General features: G+C 43.7%; 17 protein-coding genes. 10 read left to right on the top strand and 7 right to left on the bottom strand.

Going from position 1 to position 15193, the window contains the following annotated elements; genetic code table 11:
- Positions 1-13: 13 nt before the first annotated feature.
- On the bottom strand, positions 14-1384 hold the full coding sequence (gene hutW / locus R7E38_RS13215) for a heme anaerobic degradation radical SAM methyltransferase ChuW/HutW (RefSeq protein ID WP_226084003.1): 1371 nt from the start codon (positions 1382-1384) through the stop codon (positions 14-16).
- Positions 1385-1544: 160 nt separating this feature from the next.
- Between hutW and R7E38_RS13210 the strand changes: the two genes are divergently transcribed.
- Genes R7E38_RS13210 through R7E38_RS13185 form a run of 6 tightly spaced genes read left to right on the top strand, consistent with a single transcriptional unit; the run spans position 1545 to position 6126 of the window.
- Complete coding sequence (locus R7E38_RS13210) at positions 1545-2291, top strand: energy transducer TonB (protein WP_064354554.1); 747 nt, start codon at positions 1545-1547, stop codon at positions 2289-2291.
- The gene (locus R7E38_RS13205) at positions 2291-2989 is read left to right on the top strand and encodes a MotA/TolQ/ExbB proton channel family protein (RefSeq protein ID WP_005385044.1); all 699 of its coding nucleotides are present in this window, start codon (positions 2291-2293) and stop codon (positions 2987-2989) included. The genes R7E38_RS13210 and R7E38_RS13205 overlap by 1 nt, the downstream gene beginning before the upstream one ends.
- On the top strand, positions 2986-3399 hold the full coding sequence (locus R7E38_RS13200; protein WP_005375322.1) for an ExbD/TolR family protein: 414 nt from the start codon (positions 2986-2988) through the stop codon (positions 3397-3399). The genes R7E38_RS13205 and R7E38_RS13200 overlap by 4 nt, the downstream gene beginning before the upstream one ends.
- 28 nt (positions 3400-3427) lie before the next feature.
- Positions 3428-4297 carry a heme/hemin ABC transporter substrate-binding protein gene (locus R7E38_RS13195; RefSeq protein ID WP_005375320.1) on the top strand — a complete coding sequence of 290 codons (870 nt, stop codon included), beginning with the start codon at positions 3428-3430 and terminating at the stop codon, positions 4295-4297.
- 9 nt (positions 4298-4306) lie between these two features.
- The gene (locus tag R7E38_RS13190) at positions 4307-5344 is read left to right on the top strand and encodes a FecCD family ABC transporter permease (RefSeq protein WP_226084004.1); all 1038 of its coding nucleotides are present in this window, start codon (positions 4307-4309) and stop codon (positions 5342-5344) included.
- Positions 5344-6126, top strand: a complete 783-nt coding sequence (locus R7E38_RS13185) for a heme ABC transporter ATP-binding protein (RefSeq protein WP_005385036.1) — start codon at positions 5344-5346, stop codon at positions 6124-6126. The genes R7E38_RS13190 and R7E38_RS13185 overlap by 1 nt, the downstream gene beginning before the upstream one ends.
- A 112-nt stretch (positions 6127-6238) precedes the next feature.
- Here R7E38_RS13185 and R7E38_RS13180 read toward each other — a convergent pair whose 3' ends face one another.
- Positions 6239-6700, bottom strand: coding sequence for a TetR/AcrR family transcriptional regulator (locus R7E38_RS13180; RefSeq protein WP_005385033.1), 462 nt, complete (start codon positions 6698-6700; stop codon positions 6239-6241).
- Between the two features lie 607 nt (positions 6701-7307).
- On the opposite strand from R7E38_RS13180, the gene R7E38_RS13175 reads away from it, so the two are divergent.
- On the top strand, positions 7308-7607 hold the full coding sequence (locus R7E38_RS13175; RefSeq protein WP_005375307.1) for a YfcZ/YiiS family protein: 300 nt from the start codon (positions 7308-7310) through the stop codon (positions 7605-7607).
- A gap of 88 nt (positions 7608-7695) precedes the next feature.
- Here R7E38_RS13175 and R7E38_RS13170 read toward each other — a convergent pair whose 3' ends face one another.
- Positions 7696-7968 carry a YnjH family protein gene (locus R7E38_RS13170; RefSeq protein WP_005375306.1) on the bottom strand — a complete coding sequence of 91 codons (273 nt, stop codon included), beginning with the start codon at positions 7966-7968 and terminating at the stop codon, positions 7696-7698.
- Positions 7969-8287: 319 nt separating this feature from the next.
- Between R7E38_RS13170 and R7E38_RS13165 the strand changes: the two genes are divergently transcribed.
- Entirely contained in the window at positions 8288-8887 is a 600-nt protein-coding gene (locus R7E38_RS13165; protein ID WP_005375305.1) for a hypothetical protein, read from the top strand.
- A gap of 74 nt (positions 8888-8961) precedes the next feature.
- On the opposite strand, the gene R7E38_RS13160 is transcribed toward R7E38_RS13165, so the two are convergent.
- On the bottom strand, positions 8962-10071 hold the full coding sequence (locus R7E38_RS13160; RefSeq protein ID WP_203345615.1) for a 1-acyl-sn-glycerol-3-phosphate acyltransferase: 1110 nt from the start codon (positions 10069-10071) through the stop codon (positions 8962-8964).
- A 191-nt stretch (positions 10072-10262) separates the two neighbouring features.
- Here R7E38_RS13160 and R7E38_RS13155 point away from each other — a divergent pair, with 191 nt between their 5' ends.
- Complete coding sequence (locus tag R7E38_RS13155) at positions 10263-10871, top strand: hypothetical protein (RefSeq protein ID WP_005375302.1); 609 nt, start codon at positions 10263-10265, stop codon at positions 10869-10871.
- Between the two features lie 109 nt (positions 10872-10980).
- On the opposite strand, the gene R7E38_RS13150 is transcribed toward R7E38_RS13155, so the two are convergent.
- Both R7E38_RS13150 and R7E38_RS13145 read right to left on the bottom strand, forming a co-directional pair.
- Positions 10981-11463, bottom strand: coding sequence for a hypothetical protein (locus R7E38_RS13150; protein WP_005375301.1), 483 nt, complete (start codon positions 11461-11463; stop codon positions 10981-10983).
- Between the two features lie 14 nt (positions 11464-11477).
- On the bottom strand, positions 11478-12011 hold the full coding sequence (locus R7E38_RS13145) for a nicotinate-nicotinamide nucleotide adenylyltransferase (protein WP_065275432.1): 534 nt from the start codon (positions 12009-12011) through the stop codon (positions 11478-11480).
- Between the two features lie 178 nt (positions 12012-12189).
- Between R7E38_RS13145 and nadE the strand changes: the two genes are divergently transcribed.
- A complete protein-coding gene (gene nadE / locus R7E38_RS13140; RefSeq protein ID WP_005375299.1) occupies positions 12190-13020 on the top strand; it encodes an ammonia-dependent NAD(+) synthetase in 831 nt (276 codons plus the stop codon).
- Positions 13021-13120: 100 nt separating this feature from the next.
- Here nadE and R7E38_RS13135 read toward each other — a convergent pair whose 3' ends face one another.
- A complete protein-coding gene (locus R7E38_RS13135) occupies positions 13121-14938 on the bottom strand; it encodes a hybrid-cluster NAD(P)-dependent oxidoreductase (RefSeq protein ID WP_054574459.1) in 1818 nt (605 codons plus the stop codon).
- Between the last annotated feature and the right edge of the window lie 255 nt (positions 14939-15193).

Below are 15193 nucleotides of genomic sequence, written 5' to 3'. Positions count from 1 at the left end.
CAATTTGTTTTCATTAATTATTGGATGCTTTCGGTACGGTTTCGTTCATCTCTGACGTGAGTACCTGAATACAACTTTGAGCCAATGACACTGCCCAGAAGCTGCCTGCAAGAGTAAGGACTGCGCTACGTTCATGTAGTTGTACTAAGCCTTTCGCTTGCCACACTTTCAATAGAGGCAATAAAAACCCGAACGCGTCCTCTCCCATAAATGATGGAAGTTGATTTGCTTGAACAATGCCACGGTCAAACGCAGATTTGAGTGTAGAAAAAAGTGGTTCTAGAGGGCTTTGCTTCATCATCATCGCGATGGTGCTTTGACCTTCTTTGACCGCTTTAATATAGGTCTCTAGTGTGCGGTGTTGCATCATCCCGTAGCCACCGATATTACCTCCAGCACCACAGCCAATTGGCAATACCTCTGCATAAGTCTTGGCTAAACTATTGTATAAACTACGCTCGCGGTTATCGATTGCCCAATGGTTCACACTCAGTTGGTTCATATGGTGTTTGGCCATAAAGTTCACACCGAGCTCATACATTCCCGCTTTTTCTGGTGTGGTCGCAGGTGGCGGGATTTTTCCCTTTTCTACGAGGTTGAGCATGGGAGCGGACCCACCAACCACTAACTGATACAAATCCAGTCCGTGTGCACCAGTCGAGAGGAAATCATTTAAATCTTGCTCTAACACTTCTTTGGTTTGATAAGGTAAGCCATAGAGTAAATCGATAATGACCGGAATTTTGTCTTCTTTGGCGATCTCGCTCACTCGTTTGAGGACATCTTCCCTATCATCTAAACGTTTTGCGCTGCGGCGCACTTGTGTATTAAAACTTTGCACACCAAAAGAGAAACGATTAAACCCACCCTCTAAAGCGCCTTGATACAACTCATCAGAAAAACGATTGATGCGACCTTCTAAGGTGATTTCGCAGTCTGCAGCCAAAGGAAAGTGGTCTCGGATAGCCTGGCCTAACACACGAACCTGTACTGGAGATAAATCCGTTGGCGTTCCGCCCCCGATATATACGGCGTGAAAAATACCATTTTGTGTCCAAGGTAATGCCGCTTTCTCTCTAAGCTCCTGCATTAATGCTTCAAAGTACTCATCAACCAGTGTGCGACTTGCAGCATTTTGAAAGAAGTTACAAAAAGTGCAACGAACGCGACAAAACGGAACATGAATATAAAGACAGCGTTTATTGGTCGCTTTAATTGAGTTAGCCGTAATACTCGAAAAAATCGCCTGTTGTTGAGACGAGGGCACAGGTACGCTCGCTCCCCCGGCATGTGCAGAATGCTTCTTAACAAAAGCAAATCGCAATGGATCAGGACTATCACTGCCCAACACTGATTCATCAAGCTTATCGATATCGACGCTCATATATACTCGCTTAACTCCCATCATGTAAGGGATGGAAGCTGATCTTAAAAATTCTGCAAGAATCATAATTTGAGCGTAATGATAATGCAATTGATAATTGATCTTATTTCCATTGTAAGTAATAATCTGCCCAAGTTTTCATAGTTTCCCGAGATATTCCGTGAACGTACAAAGATATGTCATTGCAGGAGGTGCTTCCCTTGCCATCCATGCCGCACTTCTTTTTGTTTCTCAAGAGACAAAGGTGTTCGCGATGCCGGCTGGAAACCCAGCAAGTTCGGTAAGTCTAAATCTTGTGTCTGCTCCTCCCGCTGTCGAAAAATCTACACCAGAAAATGTAGCGCCACCAAAAGAGCAGCAGCCTCAAGACCAACCTGAACCAGAAAAGAAGATTGTAAAAAAACAGGTCGTCAAGAAAGACGCTGTTAAGAAGAAGGTAGTAGAGAAAAAACCTGAACCGGTTAAACAATCTAAACCTAAAGCGGTCGAGCCCACCAAAACCGTAACAAAGCAAAAGGTTCAGCCCGAAGCGAAACCAAAGAAAAAAACGGAACCAGTGAAGAAAGAGACGGTAGCTCAACAATCCGCACCTGCGAGCCAATCCAAAGGGGCAACGTCTCAGCCTGTCTTGGTCGACAAACCAACGTTTGTGAGTCAACCAACACAACCCCGTTACCCAAGATCTGCACAAAGACGCGGTATTGAAGGTGTAGCCTTGTATGAGATATGGCTAGATGAGAATGGTAACCAGATTAAACAGGTTTTGATTGAGTCTTCCGGCACAGAGTCGCTAGATGCCTCAGCACTTCGTGCGATCAAACAGTGGCAATTTACACCACATATTTCAGGTGGGCTAAAAGTCGCTCACCGAGTACAAGTACCTGTTCGTTTTAAGTTGGATGGATAATGGAACAACTACAAGAATTACAAACTCAATTTGGGCTGATGACATGGCCTTTGATCATTTGCTCAGCTCTAACCGTGATGATCATCGCCGAGCGATTATTCCATGTGTTAATTAGCCTTGGTGTAGGAAAGCGAGCCATTCGCCAAAAGCTCACAGGATTAGACCCAACAAATGGGAGCGAGCTTGAAGCACTTGCTGAAGAGTTGTCGAATAAGCGGCCGCTTCTGTACCGTGGTGTTGCGATGTTGCTTGCTCATCATTCTTTCTCGAAATCTTTAAGAGAAGATGCCGCAGGTATTTGGCTGCAAGAAAAACGCCATCAGTTGCATTCCGGCCTTCGTTTGCTGACGCTGATTGGTGTCATCAGTCCTTTAATTGGCTTGCTTGGTACGGTACTTGGCTTAATTGACATGTTTAAAGGCATCGCGGTTTCAACGGGGAATATCACTCCGAATGATTTGGCTGACGGCCTAGGTCTTGCTATGCGCACCACTGCCGCGGGTCTCATTATCGCACTTCCTGCCATTTCAGGAGCGCAGATCATTGGTTTGTGGGCGGATCGTGTAATCGCCAAGCTTGAGCACACTTTAAACTACGTCAACTTATGGCTTGAAGGTATCTCGTTACAGCATGTCTCGCCAGACCACTCAAAAGTAACACTGCGCTCTTCTGAGAAGATTGAGGCTGCAACTCAATGATTAAAACACCACAAGAAAATAGTCGTAACGGTTTAACCCCCGATTTAACACCGCTGTTAGACATTATTTTTATCGTCATGGTTTTCCTGATGTTAACCGCAGCGGTCAAACTCGATTCATTAGACGTCAATTTACCGAGCACAGAATCTCAGGCTGTTGCAGATGTCGATAAGCAATCCATCACGGTAAATATTCTTAAAGACGAGCCTTACTGGGCTATTAACGGCAAGACATATATCGATTGGGACAACTTTACCCTCGCGCTGTTAGAAGAGAGTAAGTCAAGCGATAAACCGATTGTAATTGGAGCAGAAAAAACCGCGAATATTCAGTCGCTAGTACAACTTCTCGGCTTTTTACAAGAAAACGGAATTCAAGCAACTCAGTTACTCACTGAAGAGCCATCATAAAAATAAGTAAGATAGAGATCCTTTCAAAATGAAGAACACACGCATCACTATTCATGCTGTTGTCACGGCAGCTATTTCCCTACTTGCGAGTAGTCAACTTTTTGCCAATGAAACGCCATCCTCAGAGCGCGTTGTTAGCGCAGGCAGCGCCGTCACTGAACTCTTGCTTGAACTCGACGCTAAAGATAGCTTGGTTGCTATCGACGTCACCAGTCAATTACCAAAAGGAATGGAACTGCCTAAAGTGGGCTACCATCGTCGTCTTTCAGCGGAGGGGTTGCTCGCCTTACGTCCGACAAAAGTCATTGGTTCTGATGAGATGGGGCCGAAAACAACATTGAGCCAATTGAAATCGGCTGGCGTAGATGTAGAAATCGTTAATACTGATGCAAATGTCGAGGGCCTTTATCAACGTATTGATCAAATTGCGAACCTTATGGATCGCAAAGCTCAAGCTGAAAGCTTAAAGCAAGATGTCCAGGCGCAAGTACAAGCACTCAATGCAAACCAACCTGATCAAGCGAAGAAAAAGAAAGTGCTCTTTCTGCTGATCCATGAAGGGCGACCTGCAAATGTTGCGGGCTCACAAACGACACCCGATGCAATTATTCAACTCGCCGGCGGACAAAACCCAGCCGCTACACAACTCTCGTCTTACAAGCCTCTATCCACAGAAGCGATGGTAGAGATGCAGCCTGACGTGATTCTTGTTAGTGGTCGCAGCTATGAAACGTTGGGTGGTGCCGATGCAATTTTAAAAGCAATGCCGCTTCTTGCTGCAACACCCGCTGGAAAGAACAAAGACATCATAACGATTGATGGCCATGCTCTGGTAGGTGGTTTGGGCCTTAAAAGCCTTGCAGAAGCTAAACGCTTGAATGCACTGCTTTACCCATAGAGACATGACATGTTGTTAAGACGCATCCCCCTTTCAACGACGTTATCAGTGCTTAGTGGATTTTTAGCATTTATTGCTATCGCCTCTATTACCGTTGGCCCAATGAACATTAGCTTTGCTGACAGTTTGCGTAGCCTAACGGGAGGCAGTTCTGATCTCGCTCCTCACATTCAGTTGGTCATTAACGAAATCCGATTGCCTCGCACCATTTTGTGTATGTTCATCGGCGCCATTTTGGCAATTTGTGGTGTGGTTATGCAGGGCTTGTTCCGTAACCCATTAGCCGAGCCTGGTATCATTGGTGTGTCTGCTGGCGCTGCTCTTGGTGGTGCATTCGCTATTGTTGTATTTGCTGAATTTAGCCAAAACTATCCGCAACTAATGAACTTAGCGGCTTTGCCTCTTTTTGCTTTCCTTGGCGGTGCACTAACGACTATTCTCGTTTATAAACTCGGCACAAGTAAGTTTGGTACCTCAGTTACAATTATGTTGTTAGCCGGCGTTGCCATCAGCGCGCTCTCGGGTGCTGCGATTGGCTACATGAACTTTATCGCAGATGATCAGATGCTGCGAGACTTGACGCTTTGGTCGATGGGCTCATTAGCTGGTGCAAATTGGTCAGGGATTGCTCTATCTGCTGTAACACTCGTCATCCTATTGCTCTGGTTTCAGAAGAAGTCGATGGCGCTGAATGCTCTGTTGTTAGGGGAATCAGAAGCAAGACACTTAGGAGTTCCGGTTCAAAAACTCAAACGTCAGCTTATTTTACTTTCTGCACTGGGTGTTGGTATTACGGTGAGCATCAGTGGTGCAATTGGCTTTATTGGGCTCGTGATTCCTCACTTAGGGCGCATGCTCGCTGGGCCTGACCATCGAACGCTATTACCAATATCTGCCTTAATGGGAGCACTGCTTCTTACTGTCGCAGATATGTTTGCTCGTGTTGCCGTGGCACCAGCTGAATTACCAGTTGGAATCGTGACCGCATTGATTGGCGCGCCCTTTTTCATCTACTTATTGTTCCAGCAAAAAGGGAAGATTTTGTAATGAACCAGATCGTTTTATCGGGGAAAAACATTTCGATGACGTATGGCAACCGTGTGGTGCTCGATGACATCAACATTGATATCCGAGCTGGTGAAGTGACCGCCCTACTCGGCCCCAATGGCGCAGGTAAAAGTACTTTGCTCAAGCTTCTATGCGGTGAGATCTCTTCGAATCATCACATCACCTACTTCGGTAAACAAAAGCATGATTGGGAGCCTGAAAAAAGCGCCAAACATATTGCAATGCTCCCGCAGCACAGCACCTTAACCTTCCCATTTCTAGCCAGAGAAGTAGTAGAGCTGGGGGCAATACCGCTATCACTGTCCAATAAAGAAACCACTAAACTGGCTTTACATTACATGGAACAAACCGACGTATTGCATTTAGCAGAAAGCCTGTACCCGTCTTTATCTGGTGGAGAAAAGCAACGACTGCATCTAGCACGAGTGATGACACAACTACATCAATCTGGCGAAAAACGAATCTTAATGCTTGATGAACCTACCTCAGCGTTGGATCTCGCCCATCAACACAACACGTTAAAAATTGCTCGTGAAACGGCAAAAGCACAAAACGCAGCGGTGGTTGTGGTGTTACATGACTTGAATCTAGCCTCTCAGTACGCAGACCGCCTTGTGCTCTTGCATAACGGGAAACTAGTTTGTGATGACACGCCATGGAATGCACTAACGTCAGAGCGCATTGAGCAAGTTTATGGCTATCGCTCTATTGTGACAAAACATCCGACGCTAGACTTCCCTCAAGTGCATGCCGCAGCATAAAGCGTATCTCCTCTAAGCCGTCTCTAAAACACTTTGATACGACAAAGGCCCGCAATATGAGAATTGCGGGCCTTTGCTTTGATAGTGGCAGAATTTGGGGCTTTAAAGGCTATTACTTGCTCATTTGGATCAATGATCGACCAATCAACCACTCAAGCTCTTTGTCACCACCCGCACCAAACTGGCTTTCAACCATTTTGTATAAGCGGTCAATACCATTAGCAGCAAATTCTTGCGCATTTTCAGCGGTGACAATGTGATGGAATAGCAGTCGTAAAATCGCGAGAAACTCAGCATCTTCCAGCGCTTTAATCCAACTTTGTGAAAACGCATTTAATCCTTTATCAAACTCTAAGTGTTCAATAAACATTTTAAAGATACGGCCATCCAGTGCGGCGGTGAAGTCCGTTTTCTTAGGGAAATGATGGCTAATACCGGTACGCGATATACCTGTCTGCTGGCTTAGCGTCGTGTACGACATTTTGTCGTAACCTAATCTGAGTAGCTGATCAATAACGGCATCCATGATCTTTTGGATAGTGATTTCGGTATCTTCTTTACTACGCTTTGGCATATTTTAAGCTCTTCTCTTTGTAAATCCATCTAACTCACTATTAAATGAGGCCAGAATGAAATCATTCTTAGCATTATACCCGGCTCGCCGATGCGGTTCGATTAGCGAAAACCTAGAAATCAGGTTGCTAAGCGCTGCACTTGAAAGCGCTTTGGGTATATGTATTGCGACTATTTAATATCATGTCGAGTTCCAAACCATAACGTCTTTACACTGCGTAATGTGTAATTTTCAGTTATGTTTTTGTCAATACATGCTACTCAAAATAAGGCGAAAAGTTAGTCTCATCAAAACCTTGCGCCAATTATTCATCGAAACTATTCAAAGACCAAGAATGATAATTATTAAAAATAATCAATCAAGAAATAGTCTTATAAATTAACCATTAGTTCAACTGGACTGAGCAAAATCTCGTCACTATGTTCGTTAATTGATTTTAAATGTTGATATATATCACATTAACGTTCTTGATGATTTAGTAATCCAATCTTTAACCCTTACTTAACAAGTGCCTATTCTGTTCCTTTTTTACGCAAAAGTCGTCATTTTTGTAGATACAGATCAAATACCTGATAGAATACCCTTAGTATTTACAAGAGGATTCGTTATGAGTGTCGAATTAGAAAAAAACCAAGTATGTGAGGCCTGCGGCTGTGCTGGCGAGATAGGCTTTATCATCAAAGAAGGTGACGAAGTTGCCGACGTAACGGTTTTCGCACAGACAAAAACAGAGCTAGAGTCTGAACTACAAAAATACATCGAGCTCGCTAAATCAGTATGTGCTGATGTTGAATACAATGTTTCAGAAATAACCGAAGAATCGAACCAAGCGACGGCTCGATTCAAATTTGAAGTAAGTGCTGAAAAACTTATCTTTGAATTAAAAACTCGCTCACTCGCGCGTTAATGAAAAAAGCGAGCATGATGCTCGCTTTTTATTTTTCCAATCTCTTAATCTTAAACCGCTCTAAATGAAACAGACAACTTCGGCGCGTTTATTTATCTTTTTTGAACACGACCCACTTTAACGAGCCATTGGTTTCAAAATCGTTCTCAGCGGTACACATCAGTAATACGCCTTCAACATTAATCACGGCCCCTGTGGTGTAGGCTTTATCATCGTAGTAACAGATACGCTGACCTACCTTACCGTCAGCAACTATTAGCGCTTTGTTTTCTGGTGTACTGTATGATTTAGCAAAAACGGAACCCGACAGCAGTACTGCAAAAACACCAGCGGTAAAAATAGATACACTTTTTAACTTCATGAAAATCTCCCTCAAACCTCAATAATACTAACAAGGACCCTTGTGAAGTTCTTGGAAGAATCTCATATTATTCAAATATCTACTGATATTTTTCTCACCTCTACGCTTGGGTCTGCTTCACATTCAATCATTTAATTTATCTCATTTTAGTAAGCTTGAAGTTACTTAGCTCAGTAAAGAAGCGCACACTTTTAACGTGTATCTCTAATTTGAATATTTAAGTTATGAATCAAAAACTGTGAGCAAAAAATGCATAATAGGTTTATTTAAGTATAAGATAAGCACCTGTTGATCTCGGTATTTAACTAACTCTTTGACTATGCGTTTTGTTTCCCTATGCCTTACTTCAATCCTACTCTGCTCGTCTCCTTTGGCATATGAGCTAGATTACTATTCTAAGTTTGGTCACATCGATAATTACGGCAATCTTGATCTTAGAAACAAGCCTTACACCCAACTACCCTCTGGCCTAGTGGTCAAGGGCAACTTAAACATCTCACAAACCCCTATCAAAACCTTGCCCAAAGGGCTTGATGTTGAAGGCAGTCTGGAAGCAACTAACAGCGCACTCAAAGTTATTCGCTCAGGAACAAAGATAAAAGGCTATGCAAACCTACTAGGTAGTAAGATCGAAAACTGGCCTAAAGGCATCAAACTAGGCGGTTACCTAAATCTGACAGATACACCGCTAAAAGCGCTTCCAGCTAAACTTCGAGTAAAAGGTGATCTAAGTGTTATTCGCACTCCCATTTCTGATCTTCCTGAAGGATTGGTGGTTGATGGTAATCTTTATATTGGAGGATCAGCGCTGAAAGTATTTCCAGACACAATGACGGTGAAAGGGAATATCTATTTAGGTGGTAACAGGATCACCAAATGGCCCAGCAATTTAACCCTTGGCGGCGCCGTCGCACCTTAATGAGCAGATAAACAAAAGCCCCGGCAGACCGAGGCTTTAAGGCATTCTGAATCAACAGAGTTCAGTGACGAAGGTTACTCTTGGTTATTCACAGGATTAGCATAGCTCGCCACCAAATAAGGTCTTGCGCCTTCAGGTAGCTGATCCAACTTATCCGCGAGATGACGCTTAACCGCTTCCGTAATGATGCTCGAATCTTCATGCCCAGCAGCTAACAAGTTGATTGGGTACAACTTGTAGTTGTTGTGAATTTGGCGGTCGATTTCAGCAGCAAGAGATTCCGGCGTTTCAAACTCTTGCTCAATCACATCACCAAACGCAACATGTACACGGCCTTTATAACCAACGATACCTTGAATGATACTTTCGATATCTTCAAATTCGCCTTTTTCATAGCGGCCATTTTCTGCTTTTTCGTACAGCTCTTTTGCTTTGGCAATGTCACATGGATCATTTTCATAGGCAATTGAGACAGGAACGATTTTCAAAGAACGCGTGTACTCACCAAAACTGATTTTTTGTTTACGACCTTCAACATGGAACATTTTTAAAATCGCAGGATCAGTAAAGTCGTTTCCATCTTTAGCACGACCTTCCTTTTGGGCAATCCAAATTGAATTGCCAGTATCAAGCGAATGTTTGATATAGCTTGACAGTTGTCCCAATGCTTTCATCATTTCTCTAGGCGCTTTAGCAGAGCGCTTAACGATGAAGCTCTTATTGAGTCGCATCAATTCTGTCGCACATGGCTTCTTCAGCAGGTTATCGCCAATCGCTATACGAACTGTACGGTGCCCACTTTGGTACAAGCCATAATTTACGAGCGCAGGGTCCATCGCAATATCACGGTGGTTAGAAACGAATAGGTATGACGTGTTTTTATCCAGCTTATCCAAACCAGAAAAAGTGACGCCATCCGTTGTCTTATTCAATGTATCTTTCAGATACTTCTTCACTTCAATCTGAATTGCTTCGACAGAATCAAGCTTGCTCCACTTGGCTTTCAGGTAGATTCGCAGGATCGGGCTCATTAGCGTTTTGAACCACGCTGCTTTATTAGCAAAGCGATGTTCTAGGATAGCAGTGATAAATTCATCATCTTGGATTAGACGATCCAGCGCTGCTGGAATTTCTTCGTCGTTGTAAGGACGAATTTCAATATAAGGATCGGTATTGGCTGTCATTGTTCATTACATATCAAAAAAAGCTGGCACATTTTACGCGTAGTTTTGCTGACAAGCAGCATTTCAACCCATACTTTTAACATGGTCATACCAGTTAAGCCACCATTTATCATGCTAAAAAATTCTCTCAGCAGGTTGGAATCGTATGGGTTTAACGTTACCCTTAGCGCCAAAAAACACTGGTACTCATAATGAACTACGCAATTGAATTTCACGACGCTAAATACCCCTTTCTTGATGTAGCTGCGCGTAAAAAAGCACTGAAGCACAGTCTACTATCTGTCATCGAAGGGTTAGCCGTCATTAAATTGGGTAAGCAGGAGTATGCCATTGAACCAGGCCAATATTTTTGGATTCCTCAAGGATGTTTGAGCTCCCTCACCTTTTTACCTAATTCTCGTGTATATCGTTGTGATTTTTCTGTGCGTTTAAATGACGACTTCTCACAACAGGCGGGCTTTGTGAAGCCTTCACCGCTACTAAAAGCGCTCGTCGAGAAGCTAGCAACAACTGCCGAACGCTCGGATCTGCAAACCGATCTACTGACAGTAGTAAGACATGAAGTATTGACGCTGTCTCCTAAACTAGCGCACTCAACGTTAACGAGAACCATCAATCAATGGACTCCTGGCTGTGACATGAATATTTCTAAAGAGCTTTGCTTGGTACTAACACTACGTGAAGCAAGAAAAATGAAACTGTCGGGGAAGAAGGAAGAGCAAATTGTTGACTCTCTTTTTGCTGGTAACACCGAAGAATATGAACAGCTTTGCTTTTTAGTCTTTGGAGAAGCGCTATAACTTGCTCTTCAACAAGCTACGTCTTCAGCATTACGGACACAGAAAGTAGATTAAAACAAAAAGGGCGTACATTGATAATGTACGCCCTTTTTTCATTTGCTTGAGATGTCTAGAAAGGTACTTCTATCTGCATCATCCAGTCAGCGTCATAATATTCGTGCCAACGATAATCAAACCGCATTCTTGGCTGTCCGTCTGATTTATCACCAAAACCAACGCTGAACATCAACCCGTGACTACGAAGCCACTCTTCTGTATCCATTTTACTCTCTTCGTCTCGGAGCTCTTCCGGCATCCAAAAACCAAGACCAAAGTAATTCTTTTCTAAGTTTTGAGTTAGAAGTGGGGTCTCTTCCGGCTTAATCGCCCACTCCTCCCAATAGTTTTCTGTTGGTCCTTCAAGCTTCGCTTCCGCTGCATACCAAATCAATGCTTCAGTACTTAACACGCCGATGGAATCTAAAATTTCTTCACAGATAGGAAGCGTGTTATCTTCAAACACCACGGAACGATCAGAAAAATAGTTACACGCGGAATGAGCTTGTGTCACCACAAGCAGCGCACATGCACTAAATAAAACGACTCTGACCATGAAAATCTGACCTCTCAGTTCCCAGACAATGTTTCTCTGTATAAGCCTTTACTAAGTAATAAATCACGTACGGAAGGTGTTGTATAGGCGCCGATCTCTTCACCCTCGGCCAATGCTTTGCGAATATCCGTGCTTCTGACTTTTACTTTTTCAGGACATGCCATAACAGTCCAACGTTCCGTAATCTCTTCAGCTCTACTAAATTTAGCAAATTTGAAGAAATTATCAGGACCAATGACAAAAGTTATATCGGCAGTTGGGTAGATTTCTTGAATTTTTTCTAACAACGCATAGGTCGTCACACTTTGTCCAGGTTGGTATAAAGCTTGCTCTGCATCAGAACGCTGAACATTAGAAAGCCCCATATCCTTGATGAACACATCAACCATTTTGCACCGAGTTGGGTAATCAAGCATGTTCTTGCCCCAAGCGTGTGCAATGCTTGGCTCAAGTAGCACAAGATCAAAGTGGCTCAAAGACTCAATAACACTTTTATGCCCTAAACTAGGTGGGTTAAATGCACTACCAAAAATGGCGATTTTTTTCATATCCGGTGATTACCTGGTTGAAGAGAGTTTTCTAATCTGATGATTTCGGTATGATACTACTAATCTTTACAGCTTTTGACCCTAAAGTCGCATTTAATGAGCCTCAACTGTATGGTTTATCACCATTTGAGCAAATGTGCTTTAGAGTCTGAAATATTTGCAGGAAAAGGAACCCTAAATGGAACAATCCATCCGTGACGAAATGCGCGTACTCCCTTCAATTGATCCGCATTTTGAAATTGAACGCCGTGTCGCTTTTATTAAGCGTAAATTGCAAGAAGCGGGCTGTAAGTCTCTTGTTCTTGGCATCAGCGGTGGCGTTGACTCAACGACATGTGGTCGTTTAGCTCAGTTGGCTGTAGACCAACTAAACGAAGAAGCGGGCAACAATAGCTACCAATTTATCGCAGTTCGCCTGCCTTACGGGGAGCAAAAAGATGAAGATGAGGCTCAGCTCGCTCTGTCTTTTATCCAGCCAACCCATTCTGTATCGGTGAACATCAAAGCAGGTGTTGACGGGCTTCATTCGGCTTCTCACGTTGCATTAGAAGGCACAGACCTTCTACCAACTGATGCAGCAAAAGTCGACTTCGTAAAAGGCAATGTAAAAGCGCGTGCTCGCATGGTTGCTCAATACGAGATCGCGGGCTACGTAGGCGGCCTTGTTCTTGGTACTGATCACTCAGCAGAAAACATCACTGGTTTCTACACTAAATTTGGTGATGGCGCTTGTGACATGGCACCATTGTTCGGATTAAGTAAACGCCAAGTTCGTGAAGTGGCTGCTACATTGGGTGCACCTGAGCAACTAGTGAAGAAAGTGCCAACGGCAGACTTAGAAGAGCTTGCTCCACAGAAAGCAGACGAAGATGCCCTAAGCCTAACTTACGAGCAAATCGACGACTTCTTAGAGGGCAAACCTGTTCCACAGCAAGTGAGTGACCGTCTGGTAGCGATTTACAAAGCAACGCAGCACAAACGCCAGCCAATCCCGACGATTTACGACTAAGCGATATTTTCAGCTCTCTTTAAAACTCAAAACGCTGCTAAAAATAGCAGCGTTTTTTTGTCTAGGAACAGTTTTTGTCGAAGGAAAAAGGTGCTCTCGCCTAGTTGGTTACTGTTACGTCCGTCTCTGGCACAGCACAACACGCCAATACGGTTCCCATTGCACGTTCCTCATCTGTCAACGCAGGCACGTCTGGATGATGTACTTGACCCGACGTAAGCTGAACTTTACAGGCACCACATAAGCCTGCACGACAGCTATTGCTGATGACCTTCCCAGCATCTTCGAGCTGATCTAACAACGTTTTTTGGTTGTTGCCTACGAATTTAGTTCCATTAAAGTCAATAGCGAGACTCTTCTCTGGCTTTGACGTAAGAGAAGAAACTCCAAACGCTTCTTGATGGTAGTTTTCCTCTGGCAGCCCTTTTCTTAGTAGAAGACTTTTTGCTTTATCCATAAAGCCATCCGGGCCACACACAAACACCTGCCGCTGTTCAACATCTTTGATTTGCTTAATGTGTGACAAACTTAAACGCCCTTTCAAACCAAACCAATCAACAGCAGGTTGCGTTAAACAGACTTTTACTTCTAGCCCTGGGTGCTCACGCTTTAACTGCTCCAACTCTGAGCGACAAGGAATATCATTCTCGGTGCGACATTGATGGTAGAAAACCACATTATCCAACTGATTGTGATCCGCTAAGTAACGCACCATTGATAACATTGGTGTTACTCCGCTACCCGCAGAGAGTAACAGCAGAGGCTGCGCTTCATGCGTTTTAAGGTGGAACTGACCGTCAGGTTGTTCTGCCTCTAAAACATCACCGACTTGTAAGTTGTCTAAGAGTGAGTTAGAGACTCTTCCACCCGCGATACGCTTTACAGAAATAGCATAACGACCCGGGCGAGAAGGACTGGACGATAAGGTATAGCGTCGACCCACTTTCTTACCATCAATATTCACCTCTATTGGCAGGTGTTGTCCTGGCAAGTAATTAGGCAACGAACCTTTGTTTGGCTCTAACCATAAGGTCACAAAGTCTTGGGCAATTTCTTCACGCTCAACACATGTAAGCTTCATGCGCACTGGCGAGTTATCTGCGTAAAACTCCGGCTCTTTGTACTCCAATACTTCAACTTTATCGCCTTGACGAATAATGCCTTCATTTCGCGCGACAAGATTCTGGCCAAAGAACACACCACCGACATCGTTTGCACGGAACTGTTGCAAGGTTTTGAGCGGCTCTTTGCTCTCACGGAATGTGCCTCTTTGGGTATTCACCGTAGTCAGGATACAGCGCTCGCAAGGTTTGAGAGACTCAAACTCTACCTCACCGATTCGTATGCGCTTCCATGAATCTTCTTCAAATGGCTTAGTATCAGAGACAACTAAGTTAGTACGAAACTGATCCATTGAGTGTAGCTCTGAACTTCTTCGGTTCAGCTCATCAAGTGAAGCTTGGCTGATCACTAAAACCGGATAACCATCAGCAAAACTGACGTTTTGACCTAGCTTTTCACGGACACGATTCGATTGCTCACCACTAAACAACAACTCAACGCGCTGCCCCAACACACGACTAAACCAGTCATCTGCATCATCTGTCGTGGTATAGGCAGTAAACGTATCTTTCCAAACCGTTGCAGGTGTCTCCTGCATTTTGAAATCTTGGTAACGGATTTTAAGTGGCTCCATACCCAAACTACTAAACACCACTCCATCGGACAATAAGGCAGACTTAATGGTTACCATTTGCGGATACTTTCGCGCAGTGATCATCGAGCCATCAGCTTTCGCAATCATAAAGCGACGATCGAAGCTCAATCCTTGCTTCTCAACCCATACGGACGACAGCGATAATCCGCCAACTGACTTAACCGGAAAAACATTAATTTGGGATAAAACGGGTTGCGACATAGCCTTCTTCCTACGGGTGTTTTTTATTTGTTGCGGTATTGTATACTCAAATCACATTAAGTTGCAGAGTCTGCTGCCTCTTCATCCATTTCAACTTTCTCGAAACCATATTCTTATAAATTTGGTTTTAGTGACAAGTATTTACTACACTCAATATTCGCGTTTTTTAACACCGTTCTGACCAAATACCGTTTGATAAAGTGTGATACGACACACATAATTCACCCAAGTTATCACTACTCCCATTTATCGATT

Origin of the sequence: Vibrio sp. Vb2131, assembly GCF_033338535.1 — a bacterium.
Lineage (GTDB): Bacteria > Pseudomonadota > Gammaproteobacteria > Enterobacterales > Vibrionaceae > Vibrio > Vibrio alginolyticus.
Note: the sequence above shows the minus strand (reverse complement) of the source record. Positions and strands in the feature narration are given on the sequence as shown.